Origin of the sequence: Mycoplasmopsis verecunda, from assembly GCF_033546915.1 — a bacterium.
In the GTDB taxonomy this organism is placed as follows: Bacteria; Bacillota_I; Bacilli_A; order Mycoplasmatales; family Metamycoplasmataceae; genus Mycoplasmopsis; species Mycoplasmopsis verecunda.
This window is the reverse complement of the sequence record NZ_CP137850.1, coordinates 744,481-767,846: the sequence shown is the minus strand read 5'-3', so window position 1 is coordinate 767,846 and position 23,366 is coordinate 744,481. Positions and strand designations below refer to the sequence as shown.

The 23,366-nt window shown below is 25.4% G+C and carries 20 protein-coding genes; 13 read left to right on the top strand and 7 right to left on the bottom strand.

Annotated features, from left to right (window positions below; all coding sequences use genetic code 4):
- Positions 1-128 precede the first annotated feature (128 nt).
- From SAM46_RS02940 to SAM46_RS02895, 10 genes are all read left to right on the top strand, one after another.
- Complete coding sequence (locus tag SAM46_RS02940) at positions 129-1,358, top strand: class I tRNA ligase family protein (protein WP_078747192.1); 1,230 nt, start codon at positions 129-131, stop codon at positions 1,356-1,358.
- Positions 1,359-1,365: 7 nt separating this feature from the next.
- On the top strand, positions 1,366-2,166 hold the full coding sequence (gene rlmB, locus SAM46_RS02935) for a 23S rRNA (guanosine(2251)-2'-O)-methyltransferase RlmB (protein ID WP_078747191.1): 801 nt from the start codon (positions 1,366-1,368) through the stop codon (positions 2,164-2,166).
- Between the two features lie 795 nt (positions 2,167-2,961).
- On the top strand, positions 2,962-3,750 hold the full coding sequence (locus tag SAM46_RS02930) for a hypothetical protein (RefSeq protein ID WP_078747190.1): 789 nt from the start codon (positions 2,962-2,964) through the stop codon (positions 3,748-3,750).
- Between the two features lie 66 nt (positions 3,751-3,816).
- Entirely contained in the window at positions 3,817-4,251 is a 435-nt protein-coding gene (locus SAM46_RS02925) for a hypothetical protein (protein WP_078747189.1), read from the top strand.
- Positions 4,252-4,287: 36 nt separating this feature from the next.
- Entirely contained in the window at positions 4,288-4,968 is a 681-nt protein-coding gene (gene cmk / locus SAM46_RS02920; protein WP_078747188.1) for a (d)CMP kinase, read from the top strand.
- Positions 4,968-6,278: a ribosome biogenesis GTPase Der gene (gene der, locus SAM46_RS02915; RefSeq protein ID WP_318635568.1), complete on the top strand. Its 1,311-nt coding sequence runs from the start codon at positions 4,968-4,970 to the stop codon at positions 6,276-6,278. The genes cmk and der overlap by 1 nt, the downstream gene beginning before the upstream one ends.
- 172 nt (positions 6,279-6,450) lie before the next feature.
- Positions 6,451-7,128, top strand: a complete 678-nt coding sequence (locus tag SAM46_RS02910; RefSeq protein ID WP_318635567.1) for a hypothetical protein — start codon at positions 6,451-6,453, stop codon at positions 7,126-7,128.
- A gap of 87 nt (positions 7,129-7,215) precedes the next feature.
- Complete coding sequence (locus tag SAM46_RS02905) at positions 7,216-8,775, top strand: IS1634 family transposase (RefSeq protein ID WP_318635647.1); 1,560 nt, start codon at positions 7,216-7,218, stop codon at positions 8,773-8,775.
- A gap of 210 nt (positions 8,776-8,985) precedes the next feature.
- Entirely contained in the window at positions 8,986-11,364 is a 2,379-nt protein-coding gene (locus SAM46_RS02900) for a S8 family serine peptidase (RefSeq protein WP_078747008.1), read from the top strand.
- Positions 11,354-12,760: a hypothetical protein gene (locus tag SAM46_RS02895; protein ID WP_078747009.1), complete on the top strand. Its 1,407-nt coding sequence runs from the start codon at positions 11,354-11,356 to the stop codon at positions 12,758-12,760. Before SAM46_RS02900 ends, SAM46_RS02895 begins: the two co-directional genes overlap by 11 nt.
- A gap of 86 nt (positions 12,761-12,846) precedes the next feature.
- Here SAM46_RS02895 and SAM46_RS02890 read toward each other — a convergent pair whose 3' ends face one another.
- From SAM46_RS02890 to SAM46_RS02860, 7 genes are all read right to left on the bottom strand, one after another.
- Entirely contained in the window at positions 12,847-13,329 is a 483-nt protein-coding gene (locus SAM46_RS02890) for a hypothetical protein (RefSeq protein ID WP_078747010.1), read from the bottom strand.
- Positions 13,322-13,738 (bottom strand): hypothetical protein, encoded by a 417-nt coding sequence (locus SAM46_RS02885; RefSeq protein WP_078747011.1) that lies wholly within the window; start codon positions 13,736-13,738, stop codon positions 13,322-13,324. Before SAM46_RS02885 ends, SAM46_RS02890 begins: the two co-directional genes overlap by 8 nt.
- Positions 13,725-14,672 carry a hypothetical protein gene (locus tag SAM46_RS02880; protein WP_078747012.1) on the bottom strand — a complete coding sequence of 316 codons (948 nt, stop codon included), beginning with the start codon at positions 14,670-14,672 and terminating at the stop codon, positions 13,725-13,727. Before SAM46_RS02880 ends, SAM46_RS02885 begins: the two co-directional genes overlap by 14 nt.
- Entirely contained in the window at positions 14,666-15,595 is a 930-nt protein-coding gene (locus tag SAM46_RS02875) for a hypothetical protein (protein ID WP_078747013.1), read from the bottom strand. Before SAM46_RS02875 ends, SAM46_RS02880 begins: the two co-directional genes overlap by 7 nt.
- A gap of 108 nt (positions 15,596-15,703) precedes the next feature.
- A complete protein-coding gene (locus SAM46_RS02870) occupies positions 15,704-16,522 on the bottom strand; it encodes a TIGR00282 family metallophosphoesterase (RefSeq protein ID WP_078747014.1) in 819 nt (272 codons plus the stop codon).
- Between the two features lie 61 nt (positions 16,523-16,583).
- Entirely contained in the window at positions 16,584-17,126 is a 543-nt protein-coding gene (locus tag SAM46_RS02865; RefSeq protein ID WP_143826111.1) for a hypothetical protein, read from the bottom strand.
- A gap of 26 nt (positions 17,127-17,152) precedes the next feature.
- Positions 17,153-19,750, bottom strand: coding sequence for a DNA topoisomerase IV subunit A (locus SAM46_RS02860; RefSeq protein WP_078747016.1), 2,598 nt, complete (start codon positions 19,748-19,750; stop codon positions 17,153-17,155).
- 459 nt (positions 19,751-20,209) lie between these two features.
- Here SAM46_RS02860 and dnaX point away from each other — a divergent pair, with 459 nt between their 5' ends.
- Genes dnaX through SAM46_RS02845 form a run of 3 tightly spaced genes read left to right on the top strand, consistent with a single transcriptional unit; the run spans position 20,210 to position 23,365 of the window.
- A complete protein-coding gene (gene dnaX / locus SAM46_RS02855) occupies positions 20,210-22,465 on the top strand; it encodes a DNA polymerase III subunit gamma/tau (protein ID WP_078747017.1) in 2,256 nt (751 codons plus the stop codon).
- A gap of 22 nt (positions 22,466-22,487) precedes the next feature.
- The gene (locus SAM46_RS02850; protein ID WP_318024792.1) at positions 22,488-22,778 is read left to right on the top strand and encodes a YbaB/EbfC family nucleoid-associated protein; all 291 of its coding nucleotides are present in this window, start codon (positions 22,488-22,490) and stop codon (positions 22,776-22,778) included.
- Between the two features lie 2 nt (positions 22,779-22,780).
- The gene (locus SAM46_RS02845; RefSeq protein WP_078747018.1) at positions 22,781-23,365 is read left to right on the top strand and encodes a toprim domain-containing protein; all 585 of its coding nucleotides are present in this window, start codon (positions 22,781-22,783) and stop codon (positions 23,363-23,365) included.
- Position 23,366: the final 1 nt, after the last annotated feature.

The window sequence follows — 23,366 nt, the reverse complement described above, 5'->3', positions numbered from 1 at the left end:
ATATTATATAAAATTATTAATTTTATATACCTTTTAATACTTATTTTTAGATAGCTTGCTTATAGTAATTTTTGCAATATTTACTTGCTAATATAATATAATTACAAAAATAAAGAAAGGTGCTTAAGATGACTAAAATTTATACTTGCGGACCCACTGTTTATAATGATGTTCATATTGGTAATTTAAGACCAATTGTTACTATGGATTTAATTCTAAAAGCATATCGTGCATTAGGTAAAGAATTTAAATTTGTTCATAATATTACCGATATTGATGACAAAATAATAAATAAAGCTTTTCAAACTGGAAGAAGTGAAAGCGAAATAGCTAAAGAATACGCTAATAAGTATCTTGATATCTTAAATAAATTTAATGTGGATACAATAACAAATCTCGAATATGTGACTGAAAATTTAGATTTAATTATTAAATTTATTAGTAATTTAATCAATATTGGAGCAGCATATCAAGATGCAGAGGGTAATGTATGATTTGATGTTTTAAAATACCAAGATAAATATGGCACTGTATCAAATCAAAAACTTCAAAATATGGTTTCGGAAGAATCTGAATTTAGTTCATTGAAAAAATCACCTTTTGATTTTGCTCTATGAAAGAAAACAAAAGTCGGAGTTACGCATCCATCGCCTTTTTCTAATGGTCGTCCAGGTTGACATACCGAATGTGCTGTTTTAATTAATAAACATTTTGAAAATGATGGTGTTGATATTCATAGTGGTGGAATGGATTTAACATTTCCACATCATGAAAATGAAAATATTCAATTTTTAGCTTTAACAGGTAATAATATAGCTAAAAATTGACTTCGTACAGGACAAATTAATTTAAATGGAATTAAGATGTCAAAATCATTACAAAATGTTATTTTACCTAAAGATTTCTTAAATACTTATAGTGCAGATGTACTAAAAACAATATTTTTACAAAATGGTTTTACAAGTGAAATTAATATCGATGAAGATTCATTAAAATCAGTAACTACATTTTTAAATAAAATTAAAAGAATTTATTTCACAGCATATTTAAATCAATTTAATGAAAATAACTTTGACAAGGAGTTATTTACTCAAGCTATGCAATCAGTTGCTGATATGAAATTTTCTAATTTCAACAAATTAGTCAATGATTTAATCAAGCAAGCTAATAAATCCAAAGAAGAAAAATATTTTGCAACAATAATAATGATATTTAATTCATTAGGTTACGAATTTAATAAGATTGATTTTAAACATTATGAAAAAATCTATAACAATTGACAAGCACAATTACAAACTAAAAATTATCAAGAAGCGGATAAATTAAGAGCTGAATTAACAAATAATAATTTAATCTAAGGAACCTATGTATAAAAAACAAAATAAAGACATTTCACAGAAATATCCTAAAAATAAGATAGAAACCAAAAAAGTTGTATCAAAAGACAATAAAGTTGATACAGCCAATAAAGAAACATTAATCTGAGGTAAAAATTCAGTTCTAGATGCAATAAATAGTAATTTAAATATTTCTAAAATATATATTAATGAAAATTTTAAAAAAATAAAAATAAAGCAAAATATTCCTGTTGAATATGTATCTAAAGCAATATTAGATCAAATGTCAAATAATGCTAACCATCAAGGCTATATAGTTGCAATAAAATCAATTAATTATTCTAATATAGAACAATTAATTAAAGCAAAACCAAATATAGTATTAGCTTTGGATCATATAGTTGATCCGCAAAATTTAGGTGCTATTATTCGTACAGCAAATGCAGCTGGAGTAAAGCATATTTTACTACCTAAAGATAATAGTGCAGAAGTTAATTCGACAGCTTTAAAAGTTGCTTCTGGTGGATTTGTTGGAATAAATTTTTATAAAGTTAGTTCTATGTCAGCTACATTAACCAAACTTAAAAATAATGATTACTGGATTTATGCAACTACATTGCACGATAATTCAGTAAATTATGCTTCAGTATCATATCCAATGCATACTGTTATTGTTATGGGTAATGAAGGTAGCGGAGTATCCAAAAGTGTTCTGGCAGTTTCAGATCAATATATTCACATTAATCAATATGGAACAGTGCAATCGTTAAATGTTTCAGTAGCAACCGGAATTGTGCTATTTGGTTATTTAAATAATTTTAAGAAATAAAAAACCTGTTTTTTCACAAAAACAGGCGTTTTTTATTATTATTTGAATAAGATAGGTATGTTGTCTTTAAAAGTTAAGGGCAATTAAAGAAGAGAATACAGATTATACCTAATACATTATATTAAGAAAGGAGAATTCCTAGATAAATCAATACAAGGAGTATAAAATGTTAATAATTTTAGTCAGTAATATACCTATGAAAGACTAATAAAGGAGGTCCTATATAAAAAGAAACATATTTGAAAAACGATTTATAATAAAACAAATAAATAAATATGATTTTACTATAAAGAAATAGGTTATATAATGTTAAGACTCACTATTGGATAAATAACAGAGAATAAATAATTATAGTAAGCACGAGATACATTCAAATAGAAAATAAAAATAGAAAGATTGTAAAAATTAATAAAACTTACAAAATATAAATAAATATCTAATAGCTTGATATATTTTAAAACGATATGGATATGTCTATTTTGTCTATGAGCATTTCTTATTTTTTATTACGAAATAGAATATATATAAATTTAATAAGGGTTTTGAGATTTTTTGTTAATTAATGATTATTATTTTGTGTGGTAAGTAATTTGTACTTACCACATTTTTATTTTAACAAATTACACATATAAATTCATAAGGTGGAAATGTTCCACATTTTGCTATTTAGTTCTATTTAATAGTGATATTTACATAATTTTTAGCACCTAAAATAAATTATATTTTTACTATGTTTAGTTAAAAATAAAAAAACAAAAAAATCAGTATTATTTCAATATTTAGTAAAATAAATTTATGAATTTAAATTGATTATATGTAATGGTTGTTATATTAGCATCCTTACTATTTTATGCATTATTAAAAATGTATGGATATTTTAATTTTGTTAAAGCTGGTTTTAAGTTAAATTGAGTGCAAACTCAAACATATTGAAAATTAGGTTTTTCATTATTTTATATAAGTTTAGTTACTTTATTATTAGTACTTTATGCAACAAATGTAATTCATATTTATACTTTAGCCGAGAAAAATGAACATAAAGATGTTGCTTTTTCTCCACTAGGAGCTTTTGCAATGATTGCATACTTTTGTTACATATTTATGACTGGAATTATTGGGTTTGCAATATATGTTTTAATTAAAAATAAAAATCGTATTTCTATTTCAGCAGATGATTTTGATAATTTTGATATTGAAAAATACAATTTTGATATTGATAAAAGTTATATTAAGGATAGAAAAAATTACACAATGTTTCGTGATTACATCACAAACTCTATGATGTTTAAGAAGCATCCAAAAATTTATGCTACCAAAGTTGTCTATTATTCATTAATGTTTATTTATTCAACACCAGTTTATGATCAAAGTATAAATGAACAAGAAATTGATCCTAGTAAATTGAAAAACATAAGTGAAGAATTTCATAGTTTATTGACAAATAGAAAACCAATTGCAGAATTATTCCAAGATAATAAAGAATATATCACATTTGTATTAAAGACAGCTTATCAAAAAGTTAATTCAATATATCCGCTTGATGAGCAAATTTATAAAAATGCCGTTTTAAAAGCTTGCAAATAAGCTTTTTTCTTTAAATTTTCATTAATTTATTAAAAATAAATTAATTTATTATAGTAAAATAGAGCTATGGGTAAATTAGGTTATAAATCTAAGTATTCAACTAACGAAATTCCATCATTTGAAAGATTAAAAATTCTGGCCTTACAAGACAATAATGAGCTGGAAAATGAAATCAATTGGATGAAGAAGTTCTTTGGTACTGAATTAGTAAAAATAGAAAAAATCAACCTACAAGCTCCACAGGAATGATGTGATGAGCAGTCTTTTATAACCGACATTAAACCAATTAATCGTATAGAAAAAGAATTAGATAAATTAGAAGTAGACTACTTGAATTTAACAAATTGTTTTATGGATAATTATTCCTTTTATCAAACTAATGATAAAGATAAATGGATATTAGAAATGATTAATTCACAACCAAGTGTTACTCAAGTAGATGATATGAAAAGTAAAAGCACAAATACTACTCGAGTAAAAATAAATAAACTCGAAATATAATTTTGTGCATTTTTATTTATTATTTATGGAGGAATTATGAAAGTGAATATAGCTATAGATGGACCTAGTGGTGCTGGTAAATCAACCATCTCAAAAGAATTAGCTAAACGTTTGGGATATACTTTTATTAATAGTGGAAGTGTATACCGTGCTATTGCTTATAATGCGAATAAAAAAGGAATTGAATCGCATGATACTGTTAATATAATTGATTCTTTAGAAAAAGGGATGATTAAATTAATGCCTAATGATATCACTTTATTAAGAGGTGTTGATATATCACATGATATAAGAGCTGATTATATTTCAAAAATAACTCCTACGGTAGCTAAAATACCAGAAGTAAGAGAATTTGCAGTTGATTTTATCCAACATATGACGAGAAAACATAAGGGTTACATTATTGATGGGCGTGATACAACTTTTAAAATTATGCCACATGCTGAGGTAAAAATATTTCTATGAGCTAGTGAAGAAGAAAGAGCTAGAAGAAGATTAGAACAAAATCAAGCTTTAGGATACAACACCAATTTTGAAGAAGTGCTTTATGAAGTTAAATTAAGAGATGCGCAAGATATGAATCGTGCCATTGACCCACTTCATAAAACAGCTGATGCAATATTGGTTGATTGTACAGAAATGACTCCTGAAGAAGTTATAAATCATATATTAGATATTGTTGCTAATAAAATAAAACAGCTGGAAGGAAATAAATAATGAAAAATACAGTTGCAATAATTGGAAAACCAAATGTAGGAAAAAGCACATTTTTCAACAAGCTAATAGGTAAAAAAGTTTCTATCGTGCATGATGAGCCAGGAGTTACTCGTGATAGATTATATGAAAAAATTCATTGAGCAGGCAAAGAACTTAAAATAATAGATACTGGTGGAATAGAAATAGAAAATAGACCATTTCAAGAGCAAATTCAAATACAAGCAAAAATAGCGATTGAAGAAGCTGATGTAATTATTTTCCTATTTGATGGTACAAGTGAAATTACTAATGATGATATGTTTATTATGAATATTTTAAGAAAATCAAATAAACCTATTATTGCTGTTGCTAATAAATTAGAGGATAATCAACAATTTGACTATTCATGATATAAATTAGGAGTGAAACATATTTTTCCGATTTCAGCACTTCATGGAGAAGGAATTGGTGATGTTTTAAATAGATGTATAGAAGATTTAGATTTCACAGAAGAAGAATCAATTGAAACATTTAATTTGGCTATTATTGGAAAACCAAATGCAGGAAAAAGCTCGCTTTTAAATAATCTAGCTAAAGAAGAACGTTCAATAGTTTCACCAATTCCTGGAACTACTCGTGATAGCGTTAAATCATTAGTAACAATTGATGATAAAGTTTACAATGTTATTGATACAGCTGGAATAACAAAAAAATCCAAACTAGTTGAATCAGTTGATCATTATGCTTTAATGAGAGCAATGAATTCATTAGCTGAAGCTGATTTATCATTAATAGTTATTGATGCAACTCAAGAAGAAGTTTCTCATTTTGACTCACGTATAATTGGATATGCTTTAGAACATGAAAAACCAGTTATTATTGTTATAAATAAGTGAGACCTTGTGGAAAAAGAAACAAATACAATGGCACAATACGAAAAGAAACTAAGAAATAAATTCCACTTTGTACCATGAGTTCCATTTGTATTTATTTCAGCTAAATATAATCAAAGACTTAATAAATTGTACGATACCATTAATATGGTTAGAACTAATTTAGAAAGAGAAATTAAACCAGCAATGCTTTCTAATCTGATAATGGATATTCAAATGATTCAACCTGCTGTTCCATTTAATGGTGGTAGATTAAATATTTACTTTGTTCGTCAAGAAAAAGGTAAAATTCCTACTTTTACATTCTTTGTTAATAATAAAAAATACTTACACTTTTCATATCAACGTTTCCTTGAAAATCAATTAAGAGAGACATTTGATTTTCGTGGATGTCCTATTAAAATGAATTTCAAAAACAAGCAAAATGCAATTGAATAAAAATAATGGCTAATCCTAAAGAGAGCCATTTTTTAATGCTCTTATCCTATGTTTCCAAGTTAGGACCTATTTTTTCAATCAGTTAATGTCTTCTTATACATAGTATAAGGAGATAATTTTTTTATCTTTTTTATTACATAATTACACAGAAAAATGGTAAAATATTAGTGATATGAAGAAGTGATTAGTTACAAAAACAAAGAAAAAAGATGATTACTATGTTGGATTAGCGATATCAGCCGGTTATGGTAAAGGATACGATAAAAGCATAAGTATTGGTTCATTATCAAAATTATCTACAAAACACAATAATCCTATTTCTATACTTAAGAAAATTGCTGAAAGTTTACCACTAGATGCTGATAAAAACTATGTGAAGAATAAAGTTGCTGAATATTTTGAAACATCTAAAATAGAAATCGGAACATATAATGTAGGGATTGAATTACTTTACAAAGTAATTGATGAAATCAACTTATTTAAGGATATCAATACGGGTAAAGAAAAGAATGTGAACAAATATTTAAGTTTTTTAATAGCAAAAAGAATATTAGAACCCGGGAGTTTAATTCGTAGTTTCAATCTGAAAGATAAATATGTAAATGAAATAAACATTCAAAAATCAACAGTTTACAACTTTTTGGACTTTGTTGCAGATAACAAACAAAAACTAGTAGCGAACATAAATGAAAAAATGAATGTATCAACTAAGAGAGAAGCAAATTTGATATTTTTGGATGCTACAACTCTATATTTTGAAACATTTGTTAATGGTAACGAGAATTTGAAAGAAAAGTTTTCATTAAAAAGAGCTGGATATTCTAAAGATGGTAAATTTAAAGAAAATTAAGTAGTTTTAGGTATGGTAACAGACACAAACGGAATACCATTAAATTTTGTTTTATTACCAGGTAATATAGCTAATTAAAAAACTTTTATCCCTACAATTCATGAATTAAGTGAAATATACAATTTACAAAATGTAACTGTTGTTGCAGACAAAGGAATGAATTCGGCACAAAATAAGGATTATGTAAAGTATCAAAATATGCATTATATTTTTCCCATTAGATTGAAAGGCGAATCACACAAATTCAAGCAATATGTAGTTAGTGAAACTGATTACCAAAAAGTTGATGGTTTATTATATAAAGAAATTCAACAAGTAGATGATAGAGAAGAAAATAGAATAAAATATAGAAGAATTGTTATATATGACACTTGAAAAGCTAAAAGAGACAAGATATTAAGAAAAGAAGTGCTCGATAGATTTGACAAAATCAAAGGAAAAGACGGTACTGCAACAGCAAAAGCATGATTTCCTATAAGAAATATAAATTCTTCAAAGAAATTCAAGAATCAAAAGATTGCAATAGATGAAGAAATGCTAAAAGAAGATGCTAAACTTGATGGTTATGTCGCATTCGAAACAACTAGATATGACCTAACCGCAAGAGAAATAGTTGATATATACAAAAAACAATGAACAATTGAGAGAAAATTTCAGAATCTTAAATCAACATTAGATGCTAGACCAATGTATGTAAGAACAGATAATCACATTTTTGGACATATAACCATTTGTTTTTTAGGATTAGTTGTATTAAATTATTTAACTTGATATATAAATCATAAGCAAAAAGATAAATGAGGTGTTTTAGATAGAGTTACTCCATCTCAAATAATTGAATCAATAAAAGTAGCTAAAATAAACTTCACTAAAGTTGATGGCAAAATTACTTATTCATCTTCATGAGATAATGAGATATTTAGAAATGAAATTGAGTTATACAGAGAAATAAAAATGCTTGTATCTGATGGTTTTTTCTGTGTAATTTTCACTATGTCAAAAAATATAGCCCTACGCTGTAGAGCTATTTATTTTTTCACTTTGTTAACTTGGAAACATAGGTTAATGAGAGCAATGAATTCATTAGCTGAAGCTGATTTATCATTAATAGTTATTGATGCAACTCAAGAAGAAGTTTCTCATTTTGACTCACGTATAATTGGATATGCTTTAGAACATGAAAAACCAGTTATTATTGTTATAAATAAGTGAGACCTTGTGGAAAAAGAAACAAATACAATGGCACAATACGAAAAGAAACTAAGAAATAAATTCCACTTTGTACCATGAGTTCCATTTGTATTTATTTCAGCTAAATATAATCAAAGACTTAATAAATTGTACGACACCATTAATATGGTTAGAACTAATTTAGAAAGAGAAATTAAACCAGCAATGCTTTCTAATCTGATAATGGATATTCAAATGATTCAACCTGCTGTTCCATTTAATGGTGGTAGATTAAATATTTACTTTGTTCGTCAAGAAAAAGGTAAAATTCCTACATTCACATTCTTTGTTAATAATAAAAAATACTTACACTTTTCATATCAACGTTTCCTTGAAAATCAATTAAGAGAGACATTTGATTTTCGTGGATGTCCTATTAAAATGAATTTCAAAAACAAGCAAAATGCAATTGAATAAAAATAATGGCTAATCCTAAAGAGAGCCATTTTTTAATGCTCTTATTTGACATATATCAGTTGTTCGGCTATATTATATTAATTTTTTTGTATCTATTGTACACTAGTGAAAATATAAAATGTGGAAAATTGTGGAACAAATTCGAACAAAAATTTCAATATTAATATTTAATATAATTTTTATATAGATAAATATTTTAAGGAGATATATATGAAACTTCAAAAAATATTGAAATTATTTCCGTTAGGTATTGTACCACTTATTAGCTTAACATCATTTGTTAGTGCTAGTGCAAATAATGAAATCAATAATGCTGAGAAATATTATGATTTATTTAAAAAACTAAATATTATTGATGATATAAGATCCTTACCTAAACAAAAAACTCCATCAATTGGGATAATTGATGGTGATTATGTTGATCATAGTGTTTATTATACTCATTCTTTTAGTGGCAAGGGAACTCTATATACTTTTAATGATAATGTATTTGCAGACAATATTAATAAATATAATATAGATGATTATTTTCAATTATCCATTAGTGACAAAAATAAAAGTGATAATGGTGCTAAATGGTATGGTGAACATGCAAATACAATTGTGGATTTAATGGCTGGAATTAACGGAATTTCTAGATATTCTGATATATATTCAGCAAGAGTAGGATGAAATATACCAGATTATCCAAGTAATTCAAATTTAACAAAATTTGAATGAGAAACTTATCATTGAAATAAACAATTAGTAAAAATTCTACGTGGTATGTTGTATAACAATGTTAGTGTTGTTAATATGAGTTTAGGTTTTCAAACACCATTCGAGATATTTAATCGAGTTAAATGATATAGGTCAATTTCAAAATTTGAAAAATATATTAACCATCTTAGTTTTATTTCGAAACTAGAACAGAAAAATATTTGAGATGAAACAGAAGAATGGTGAAAGAATAAATTATCAAAATATCAACTAATTATTGAAGATATAAGTGTACAGAGCTATAAAATGCAGGCTTTATATATTTTGAATTTCTATTATAGAATAATGGCATCAAGTGAATTATATTTATCTTTCTGAAATATATTTATTGATAGCGACTCCTCTTCGAATAAACTAGTAATTAATGAGTATTCTAGAATAAATGATGTTTTTGATATACCAGAAAATGTTAAAGATGAATTTAATAAATTAAATAAAAATATCGAAGCAAATTTCTTTGAAACTTGATTAACATCATATATTAAATACTTATGATCTGATGTAATTACAAAAGGTGAAACAGAATTTGAACAAGTTGAATTCAACAAAAATATAAACAAATTTTATAATAAATTTTATCTATTAAATTCATTTTCGGAAATCATAGACTCATATGCTAATTTATATAATATGAAAATTGTTATTTCAGCTGGTAACAGTGAAGGTAACTTACATATATTGCGTTATTTATCTAAATATGTTAAAGAACTTCAAAACAAAAACAACAAATACACAAATACAGAATTTGATATTTTAAATAATACTCAACCAGGCAAAAATTCAAAAAATGCTATTTATGTGGGTTCAGTGAATCCTTGGGGTTACCCATCTAATTTTTCTACACAAGGCGAATTATTCAGAGAAGACTATCCATTAGTTTCGAGTTCAGGCGAAACTAAATGAAATTTCAATGGTAATAATGAAAAAATCGGACTGGAAAAAGAATTAATAGGGACAAGTTTTGCAGCTCCAACTATCGCTGGATTTATAACACTTTTAGAAGCAAAATTAAATAGAAGAATATCTATACCAGAAATTAAATCTGCATTAGCTACATATTCTAAACAATATGCTTTGGGCGGAAATGATGTGTATTATTATTTTGGCGATAAAGGTGGCACTTTAAATGGTGCAGAATATCAAGGAATACATGAAAATAATGCATTACATTTATCAGGATATGGGGTACCAGATTTTAAAAAAGTCTTGGCTTCTTTAAAAAATCATTCTGATTACTGAATTAATATAGATTTCAAACAAAGTAATAGCGATTTTCTTCACAATAATAAAATAATAAGACATAATGCTAATAGCAAAAATGCTACATATACAATACATTTTAACTCTTCAGAAGTAGATGAAATCTTAAAAAGATTAGTATCTGCAGAAAACATAAAGATTCCAATAATTCAATATACCAATCAACAATATAAAACAACAAAGACATCACTTGCTTGGTCAAATCATTTGTATAAGTCATTTTGAAATAATATCAATAATGATGATAAGGATATTGTTTATAATCAAGAACTAAAAAATATATTCATTCAAGTTGCGGATGTTTTTGATTTATATGTACAGAAGCCATATCAAACCGAAAAAGATGTTCATACAAAAAAATTATTTAGTAACGGAAGAAACACGACAGTGGAACAAATAGTAATTACACAAAGAGATAGAAATGATTATTTAATAAATGACAAATTGTATTTAGAAATAAAAATGCCAAATATAAAATCTAAATATAAAGAGATGTTTATTAAGCAATTAAAGAAATTCCTTTTAAAAAATACATTGGCTGTATCAACTGAGGTTACAAATGAGAAATAAAAAACTATTATTAACTTTTTTAATTATTACAAGTATTACATTACCATTAATTAGTTCTTCATGCTATAAATCTAATGTAAATGATGGCAAACCAGCAGTAATTAATGAAAATGAATTAAAAAAACAAAAAAGAAGAACTATAAAAATAATTAAAGAGAAAATAAAAGATGCAATTATCAAAAATGATGATCAAGCATCTGAAGAAATAGTCAATTTATTTTCTAAATATAAAAATGATGATAATTATTTATTGAATCAAAACTTTGTTAATGAATTAAAATCCATAATCATCAGTCAATACAACGAATTCCCTTCAGCAATAAAGAAGTTTGAAATTAGACCTTTAGATATTACCGAATTAAAAATATCTAGCAAATTTCATAATCCATTAGTTCCGATTTCAAAAAATATGATAGTTGATAATTTTGAGCAGTTTAGTTCACTTTATTATATATACTCAATTAATAGAGCAAAAAATGACAGTACTACAAATCAACATAATTTTAAATTTACAGATGATATAACAAGGCTATTAGATTTTTCTAGCAATAACTTTATTGATAATCTAAACAACTTATATAGCTTTTATTCATTAATTTTATATTTATCTACATATATGTATGCTAGAGTATCAGATAAACCTTTATTCACAGATACAAGAGACATTGTTCCTAATCCAAATGACCCTTCTACATGACTATGAATTTTTGATAGTGATACAATTTGACAATGATACATTATAAAAAATGCTCCGGAATTTGAAACACCATATATAACTGGAATAAATGATATTAATATCCCATCAGAATATCTTAAATTTGATTTATTATCGATCAATTTATTTGAAAGAAAAAGCATATTGACAATTAATAATGATAATAAAAGCAAGCTAAACGACATTATAAAATCAATGTATTGAACATTATATGAAATGAGATCGGGAACATATAATTTTAATATTCCTAATTATGATTTGACTTCATTGATCAAAAATAATGAGTTAAAAACTAATTTGTTTGATGCATATAATTTTATAAAGCAAAATAATCATGAGTTATTAAATTACTTTCAAGTATATCAAATTGAGGATATTTTGTGTGCTACATTAAACAATTCTAATGATTTAAAACTCAAATATATGTACAATTTCAAAACTATACTTATTTATACAAATTGATTAATTGATTATATTTCACATAATGATTCATATTTCGCAGAATCATTGAATAAAGCAGTAGCTAATATTTGAATGAATTTCTCAAATATTGACCTAGGCATAAGCTCTATTGATAAATATTTTGAAAAATTTCATAGTGAGCAAAAGCAAAAAGTATTATCTCTATTAAATAAAATAAAAAATCATGTAAGCGATGTAGTTGAACAACTCAATAAGTAATCTTTACTACAATATTTAATATAATTTACAGAATAAAAGAACGACTAGTCGATTAAACCGATTAGTCGCTTTTAATTCTTAATATTTTATTCAATGTTTTGCTTATTATCATCAACATTATCTAGATGATTATTTATATACCTAGCTATAAAATAAGGATAATAGCTTCAGCTTACTGTAAATTTCAATAGAAGTAAATAAGTAACCTTGAAAAATAATGTATTAGATAATAAATAACCTAAAATAATATCATCTGAGCTAGCACATGGGAATAATGCATTCTTGACTTTTTCTTGTAATGATTTAAATACTATGAAAATTGAACTTACTATTAATTCAATTATTATTAAAATTAAATAAGAAATTCAAGAATAAACAAAGTCTGTTTCATCAAATGGTTCAATAACAAACATTTCAAATGTTATCATTGAACATATATTTAAACAGAAGAAAAACATTATAACCAAAAGTGATGTTCGTAATGCTACAAAGTTGTTATATGACAAATTGTAATAATCCTCTATGACTATTTTATGTGGTTTAACAATTAAAGATTGTTGTTTAGTCATTTGTTTCCTTAATAACAATGAATTTATTTAATTCTTTTTTGAAAGAAAATGGATATATACATCTAGCATATCGATATATGACTTTATTCATTTTAAATGTTTTAGATTCTAAATACATTTGCATAACTAAATCACGATGTGCTTTTGAGGATGCTCCCATAATATAAGCTATTATAGTTGGAATTATCAGCAATGATAAAAGACCAAGTGGTAAGAATATTGATGCATATAACAAACGAAATTGAGCAGGTTTATCAATTACTGGTTCTCCTATAAAATGTATCATAGTTCAAATGATATCGATTATTAAAACAAAAATAAAAGTTCATAATAATAAATCAAATGATATTTTAACTAATGTTGCATTTCTTATAACTTTCTGTTTTTCTTTATTATTAATATGGATCATAATAATCTCCTACAATTGGATTATAGTATCAAGCAGTATGGTTTTCTTTATCTCATCTAGTCATTTTAGATGATGGTTCTATTTCTGTATCATAATCAAGTGGTTTCTTTGCTTCATTTGCATCAATTAATATATCTAAAAATTTTGCATATCTATCAAGCATATTCTCGAATGTGAATGGATTATTAGGCAGGTTCTTTATTATTGTTGATAGAGTCATCAATTGACTTCTTAATAACAAGAAGAATTCATTTTGATATTCTATATCTTGAATGGAAAGTTTATTGTGTTTTAAAACATCTTCTATTTTCTCTTTCAAATAAGGAATTAGTTTTCTTATACTTGAAGCAAGTTCTTTAACCATATCACTAGTGATATCAAATTTTTGTTTATGCTTTTCTTTTAATGTGTTAATTGTATTGTTTATTGATTTTATACCTTTATAAACACCATAACTACCTAAAATAGTTTCAGCTACATAATCTGGAGTTGGACGAAATGTAATAATTGGTTTTAATACTCTAAATAGTCCTCAAATTAATTGAAATGAAAGAGCAATATCATTTGGATATCCTTGTGATTCTGGAAAATTTTTATTGTACATTATCAACATATCAAATCTACCACGCTCAATATATCATAATGCATCTTCGATATAATAAATTAATTTTCGAAGGAAACTTTTATCTCTACCATTAATAGCTTTTGTTTTATGATTAAGAATATTATAGGGTAAATTCTTTTTAACATCATCAATGTTAAATGATTTATATAAATCTTCATATAACTGATGTAATTTTTCATTCTGACCTGAGTTCTTAAATGAATAATTATCATTATTGAAAATATCTACTAATTGTAATAAAAATATATTTAGTTCTTTTGAATATTCAAAATCTTTTATGTTATTTACATTATCAGAATGAATTATCATAATATCTCCTTGTGTAAATATCTATCTTTAATTGGTTGAAAAATCGAACCAAAATCTAGAATAAATTTATCATTATGATATTTGATGAGTTTATTAATATTGATATCGTTTATGTTTTGATTAAATAAGAATAGTAATTGTTCTAAAACATCATTTAAGGTATTAATATAAAACATTAAACCATAATTGTTTTTATGTTTATAAAAAGTTTCTAAAAATCTTATAAATATTCGATGCAGTTTAGACAGCTCAAACATTATTTCCGCATTTAGAATTTCTTTTGTTAAATAAACAAATAATATTACAAATGAATTATTTTCCTTATAAGAAGATATAAATTCTGATAATTCTTTATGTAAAGAAATATCACAATATGGAAGCTCACGATATAAGCAGAAATCAAAATCTAAGTTGATCAATATACATTGAATTCAAATTAAATACAATGATTTATTATTTATTTGTAATTCATCATTTAAAAAGATTAAATCATCAATAATTTTGTAAATGTTATCTGCAGAGCACTTATTATTTTTAAATTTTATATATTGTGAAAATAATTGACATAATTTAAAACCATAAATATATTTTGCTTTTAATAAATCTGCATTATTATGATAGAAATACATATAAGAAGGAATATTTTTAAATACCATAAAATCTACATCAATTTCATTATTATATTTAGTAAATGTCATAAATTCATTTCTTTTTATGACATTAAAATTACTATTATGCTGAAGAAATTTATCAATTATTTGATTTTTATCGTATAAATCATATTCTTTTGAAATTAAAACATCCATATCATTAAAATCGCGGTTTAATAAACCTTGTAAATGTAAGGCGTATGCACCATGAATAATAAATTTATTTTCATTTTGTAATAAATTTACAATGATTTGAAGTTTATTATTTTTCATATGTATAAATTATACTTTTTATTCAATAAGAAAAGTTAATTTTCTAAAAATAATTTTCGCAAAATATAAATCCACAAACTAAACTTGTGGATTTATTATTAATTGAAATTAGTTATCTATAGAGATATTAGCAATATTAATTAATTCAATAGAATTACCATTTTGTTTATCTAATTTTATCAGCACCCCATTTAATTGAGTATTATTGGTGCTAACTTTAAAACGTTCATGAGCATCAAATCTCATCTTGTGGTAAACTTCATCAAAATTTGCTCCAATAGCCGAATTCATTGGCCCTGTCATACCTGCATCAGTCACATAACATGTACCATTTGGTAATATTCTTGCGTCATTAGTTTGCACATGAGTATGAGTTCCACAAATTGCATCAACTTTTCCATCTAAATAAAGAGCAAAAACATTTTTTTCACTTGTAGTTTCGGCATGAAAGTCAACAAAATGAAAATCAGTTTTAGGGAAATTTTGAATTAAGTCATCCATCGCATCAAAGAAATTATTAGCATGTGTTTCCTTTCAAGGAGACATTAATTCATTAAATGTAATACCCATAATTGAAGTAACTCTCAATGTTGAATTTTTAACATTAAATAACTTACTTCCTTGGCCTGGATAATCTAAATTAATATTAAATGGTCTAATTACATTACTATTGTCAATAAAATTTTCTATATCACTATTTGCTCAAACATGGTTTCCCATTGTAAAAGCATTGACACCAGCTTGTGAAAGTCTATCATAATCGTTTTTATCTAATCCTTTTCTACCAGTAACATTTTCGCCTTGTGCTATAGTGAAATCTACTGAAAAATCTTTGATTAGTGATGGTAGATATTTTTCTACTGTCTTCACACCTGGTTCACCAAAAATATCTCCTAAAAATAAGATATTAATTGATTTATTTTTCATACTGCTATATTATAACAACCTTGTCTAAATAGCAAAATAAAAGTTCCGCAAGGAACTAATATTAAAATAAACTATTTATATCTGCTCTTTCTGAAGGTGTAAGAGTTTCTAATTGTCTGTGAGTTTTAATTTGATTATTGATTTTATGCAATAGCATACTTAAATAAACTATATTAACTATATTTGCTATAACAATAGGAACAATTTGTAATCAATAAGATATTTGAACTCCCATTGTATATTTAACTACTTCTGTATCATTATCATACTTAGATGAAATTCCGCATAAAGGTACAATAAATAAAGTACTTACTCATAATATAAATAAAATTGGAGATAAGAGTCATATATTAATAACTAATACAGTAACTAGATAATTTATTTCATCAGGTGTAAGCATTTTATTAATAGAATCATTTGCATAAAATCCATAAATATTATATGGTGAATCATTATTACCTAAATTACTAATATTTGTATAATCCAGATTAATTGAATAAGACGTTATTAAACCAATAATTGTAAGAAAGCAAATAATTCACAATATCATTAATATAGTCATTATTACTTCTAGAGTTAAACCGGCAATTAAAAATTTTTTCATTATTTTATTTCTTCTCATAAGAATACCTATTTATCTTTTTTAAAGTCAGCCTCAAGGTTTTTATTTATTTTTTCCATTAATTTATTAATTGCTTCAGTTGCTGAATCTTGTAGTATTTTTACTTGTTCTAATGTTTTAGCTTCAGTTTGTACACGTTCCTTACTAAATATCATTTCACCAGCTTTAAATTCTTGAGCATAATATTTAACGTTGAAAGCTGTTTTTTCACAATTAGCAGTTCCAATATGATAAACACGTGGAGATTCATTAGAAATTGGATATGATTTAGCATCATCAATAAAACTACGTTCTAATACATCACGAGTTAGAATTTGAGTTTCATCATTAATTTGAGCCATATTATTAGCACTAAATTTCTTAATATCTTTTAGAAGTGGTTTACCTTTAATAGTTTTTGGAACAAATGGTAATTTATCAGCTTTAATTTTAATAATTTGACCATCATTAGACATCATTCCAACAATTCCACTAGTATCTACGGTTGTAAAAGATTTAACCTTATCATTTAGTGAAAGATATATTCCTTTATTACCTTTCGCTTTAGTTCCATATTGAGCTAAATCATTTTCACTATATCTTGACACAAAACCATTTTCGGTAACAATAACAATATCTCTAGAACCATTACATATTGTTGCATTTAGTAAAAAGTCACCTTTTTCCATTCCGATGGCTGTATAAGATTTATTAATTCTAGAAACAGAGAAATCTTGTAATAATGTCTTTTTAAAATATCCATTTTTAGTGCCAAGAGCAATATAAACAAGTGAATCTCAATTATTAATTTCAAAGATTGATACAACTTCTTCAGCTAACAAGAAGTCAGCAAAATTAGATAAATGGAAACCTAAATCTTTTCATTTAGATTCTTGAATTTTATAAGCTGGAATAATTAAATAATTACCAAGAGATGTAAAAATTAAAAGATTATTAATTGAATTAACTTTTCCGAAGTAAATTAAATTATCTCCATCTTTTAGATTATAAGTTTCAAAATTATTAGAATCAACAACTCTTTGTGATAGACGTTTTATATATCCGCCACGAGAAAGTCCGATATTTAACATTTCTTCTTTTATTAAATCGGTTTCATTGTAGCTGAAATCAAATTCCTCATCTAAAATTTGAGTTTTTCTTGGTTTAGCAAATAATAATTTGAGTTGTGATAATTGATCAATAATAAAACTATTAAATTCATTATCATCGCTAAGTAATAGATTAATATGTTTGATTTCTTTTAATAAATCTGCCTTTTCTTTTAAGTAAGCTTCTTTATCAGTTTTACTTAAACGATAAAGTCTTAATTCAGCTATTGCAGTTGCTTGATTTTTAGTAAAGTCAAAAACATTGATCAAGTTTTCAATTACTCCTGATTTAGAACCTTCTGTTTTTCGAATAACTTCAATTACTTTGTCTGTTATTTCAGAAACTTTAATAAATCCTTCAACAATTTCTAAACGAAGTTTATATTTTTCTAAATCATAAATTAATGTTTTGGTTTTAATATCTTTAACATGATTTATATAACAATCAATAAGTTGAATAATACCTAATGTTTTTGGAGAATTTTGAACAATGCAAGTATTATTGTATGAATATGTAACTTGTAAATCTGTCTTTTGGAATAAGTAGGTTAAAATACTGTTTTCACTAGCATCAGCATCAAGAGTAATTAAAATATTTATTCCTTCACGGTCTGATTGATCTTTAATTTCTAAAATACCATCAATATCTTTATTATTAATAATATTATCAATATCATAAACTAATTTGGATTTAACGACACCATAAGGAATTTCGGTAATTTCAATATATTTAAATTTGTCTTTTGAATACACATTATATTTAGCAAATAATCTAATTTTATCTTTTTGATTTCTCCCGGTATCAAATGCTTCAATAATTCCTTTAGTTCCGCGTATTACTCCGCCAGTTGGGAAATCAGGTCCTTTTATAAATTTAATAACATCATAAAATTGTGCATAAGGATTTAAAATACGATAAATTGTTGCATCAATTATTTCTCCTAAATTATGTGGTGGCATATCTGTTGCCATACCAATTGCAATCCCCATTGAACCATTTACAAGTAAGTTAGGAAAAATTGAAGGTAATACAGTTGGCTCAATTTCCGAGTCATCAAAGTTCGGTGCAAATTTAACAGTTTCTTTTTTAATATCACCAATAATATACTCAGATATTTTAGATAGTCTAACTTCAGTATAACGCATAGCGGCAGCCGGGTCATTATCAATTGAACCAACATTTCCATGCATATCTAAAAGAGGGATATTCATTTTTCATCATTGTGACATATTAACCATAGCTTCATAAACTGATGAATCACCATGGGGGTGGTATTTACCAATAACATCCCCTACAACTCTGGCTGATTTTTTATATTGCTTATCACTAAATAAACCTAGTCCAAACATTGCATATAGAATTCTACGTTGTACAGGTTTTAATCCATCTCTAACATCAGGAAGAGCTCTTTGTTGGATAACATATTTTGAATATCTTCCAAAACGGTCTGCCATTATTCGATCTAGTGTTTCGTTAATTATTTTCTCTGTTACTAATTTCTCTTTTTCTTTTTTCATACAATAGCTCCTAATTAGATATTTATATCTAATAATTCATATACTAATTATTATAATTTATTTAAAAATTATCTAAAAAAATATAAAAGCATTTATATAATGTAGCAAAAATTAATTTCTAAAAGTAGCATTTTATAGTAAAATAAATTCATAATTATTAATAATTAACAGAAAAGGATTTTTTATGCGTAAAGTAGTTAGATTAAAGAACAAATTACGTGCTGAAGCTCGTACAAAGAAACTTCAAAAAGAACAAGCTAAAGCAGAAAGAAAAGCTCAAGAAGCAGCTAAATAATTCAAGTCCAAAGTGACTTTTTTTATGCTTTTATGAAAAAATATGGAAATAATTTTTTATATCTAGAATATAGAGCTATTAGTAAATAAATTAAATATTTTAATTTATTTATATTAGCTATTTTTTTAATTGTTTATAATATTAAAACTATAACAAGGAGCAAAATGAGTTACAAGACATTATATCGAAAATATCGTCCCAAAACTTTTGAAGAAGTTGTTGGTCAAAACCATGTAGTAAAAACATTGCAAAATATCATTGCTACAAATAAAATCGGACATGCTTATTTATTTTGTGGGCCAAAAGGTACAGGAAAAACTTCTGTAGCTAAAATTTTTGCTAATGTTTTAAATTGCTCCCATAAGAATAATGCAACAAAAGCTTGTGATTTATGTTTACAAAATTTTAATGATAGTCTAGATATTATTGAAATGGATGCAGCATCAAATAATGGTGTTGATGAAATAAGAGATTTAAAAGAGAAAATCGAACAAGCTCCAATTAATTCTAAATATAAAATTTACATAATTGATGAGGTTCACATGTTAACCAAAAGTGCTTTTAATGCACTTTTAAAAACATTAGAAGAACCTCCAATGCATTCGATATTTATTTTAGCAACAACTGATGTACAAAAAGTACCCTTAACCATTCGTTCTAGAGTTCAATCATTTAATTTTAATCGGATGAGTGATAAAGATATCATTACTCATGTAGGACAAATATTAGATGCAGAAGGTATTAAATATGAACTAGAAGCTCTAAGAATAATTGCGAGATTATCAAGTGGTGGAATGAGAGATGGTTTATCAATTGCTGATCAAGCATCGGCTTTCAACAGTGGAAATATAACAGCTGATTCTTTATATTCAAACTTCGGAATTATTTCAACAAATGAAACAGTTAATTTAATGCAATTAATAATTAGTGCTAATGCTTATGATTTAGTTGCTAAATTAAACGATTTAGAGAAAAAAGGAATTGATCCTAATCAATTAACCTTATCTCTTATTTCATTTGTTAAAGAGAAAATTTTATATTTAAAAACTAAATCAAAAGATTTATTATCAACTTATAATGAAAATGAATTAAATTTAATTAATATTAAGTTAAGTAATTGTTTTTCATTAGCGGATGCTTTATATGATATCTTTGTAAAGATTCAAAAAAGTTCATTTCCATTTGAAATTATTCAGTTAGGGCTTTTAAAAGCATTACAAGAATTTGATAATACACCAGAAATAGTAACTGAAAAAGTTGTGCATAATATTACTTCAAATAATAATCAAAATATTATTATTGACACAGCACCGATAATAAATAATGTTGCACCAGCTCCTAATGTTGAAGAAAAAATAATTGAAACTGTTGAAGAATTAGAAAACGATAATGATGCTTTAGATTTAAATAAAGAACCTGAAATAAATATACAGCAACATACAACTGAAAGTATTTTAAATTTAGTTTCTTCTAGCTTCAAATTCGATGTAAAACCAGTAATAGATATTGATTTAGTTGGAGAAAATAAAGAAGAAGAAATTATTCAAACTACTGATAATAATAAGCTTACTGATTTAGTAGATGAAAAAGTGCATGCATTTTTAAATGCACCAAACGAAGATACTTTTTTAGCTGATAAGCTAATTAAACAAGATAATGATGAATCATTTGCACAAATGGATTTATCTTATAATTCTACAATTGAAAATAATAATAAAGCTAAAACAATGGTTAATGAAATGCTAAACCAAACTAGAGAATTTTTACTTCATAACAATGATTATGAGGGTGATGTAAAAGATGTTGATGCTGAAATTATTAATGAGCAATTGCAAACAGGCGAAAAAGAAAATCTTATCTCAACTAGAGAAATTGACATAAACAAACTACAAGATTTTAGCTCTATTGAGTCAAATGAAGATACACCATTACCAACTAAAATACCTTATAAAGAGTATTTAGCTAAAAGAACCATTGAAGAATATGTTAATGATGCAAGGTGGATTCAAAGTAATCCAACACAAAATTTAACTGCATTATTTAGAAATAATTTAAATAATATTGATTCAATTCTATATTCAAAACCTGAATTTAATGAGCAAGCTGCTTTATTTAAACAGATTAAAATTATGTTCGGGTCAGAACGTTTTATTGTAGTAACTTCTAACAAACAAAATGTACTTGATGAGATAGCAGAAAAAGGTGATAGTGAATGAATGCAAAATTTCATTACATATCTTTTTGGTCAACCATATAAACATATTTATCCAATTTCATATGGTCAAGTACAAGCAATACAAGAATATATCAAAAACAATAAGGATAATTTACCACCAATTGTAGAACCAGATACATTAGATGAATTAGCTAGAGAAAATAATGATGAATGATTTATAAAAAGAGCTAATTTATTTAGATAATTAAATAATTAAAGGAGAAAAAATGAATATATCACCAGATTTTTTAAGAAGAGTTAAAACAATGCAAAAAGAACTCGAAATTAAACAAAAGGAATTAGAAGAAAAAGAATTTACAGTTGAAAAACAAGGAATCACAGTTGTAATGAAAGGTGATTACACACTTGTTAAAATTGATGTAGATGATTTACTTGTAGATCCTGAAGATAAAGAATTAATGCAAGATTTAATTGTTATAGCAATCAATGAAGTTGTTGATATGATTAAAGAAGAAACTGAAAAACTAGTTCCAGCTACACCTGGAATGCCATTTTAATAATGTTTTATACTGACGATATCAACACTTTCATAGCTAAAGCTAAGAAAATACCAGGTATCAGTAAAAAGCAAGCTGAGAAAATCGTATATTGAATTCTTGAGTCAGAGCAAAATGATGTTTTTGAATTAAGTAAATTAATTCAAGATATCAAAATAGAAACTAAATTTTGTCCTATATGCACAAACTTAATGCACGAGGATAAATGTAGTATCTGTGATAATCCTGAACGTAGTAATTCACTATTTGTTATCGAAAACTTGCAAGCAATGAAAAAGATTGAAGATGCCAATTTCTATAATGGAAAATACTATATCTTACCTTTCATGATTGAAAAAGAAAGAGATGTAGTCAAATATCAAAATGAAATCAATGAGTTTGTAAAATATGCAAGCTCTTTTGATGAAATAATTCTAGGAATTTCTCCAACATTAAAGGGTGAAATTACTAATAAATATCTTAAAGTAGCATTACAAAATGCTAATTTAAATGTAACTAAATTAGCCATTGGAGTTCCGCTTGGTTCTTCATTAGACTATATGGATGAAATTACCATTAAATTCGCATTAAATAATAGACAAAAATAAA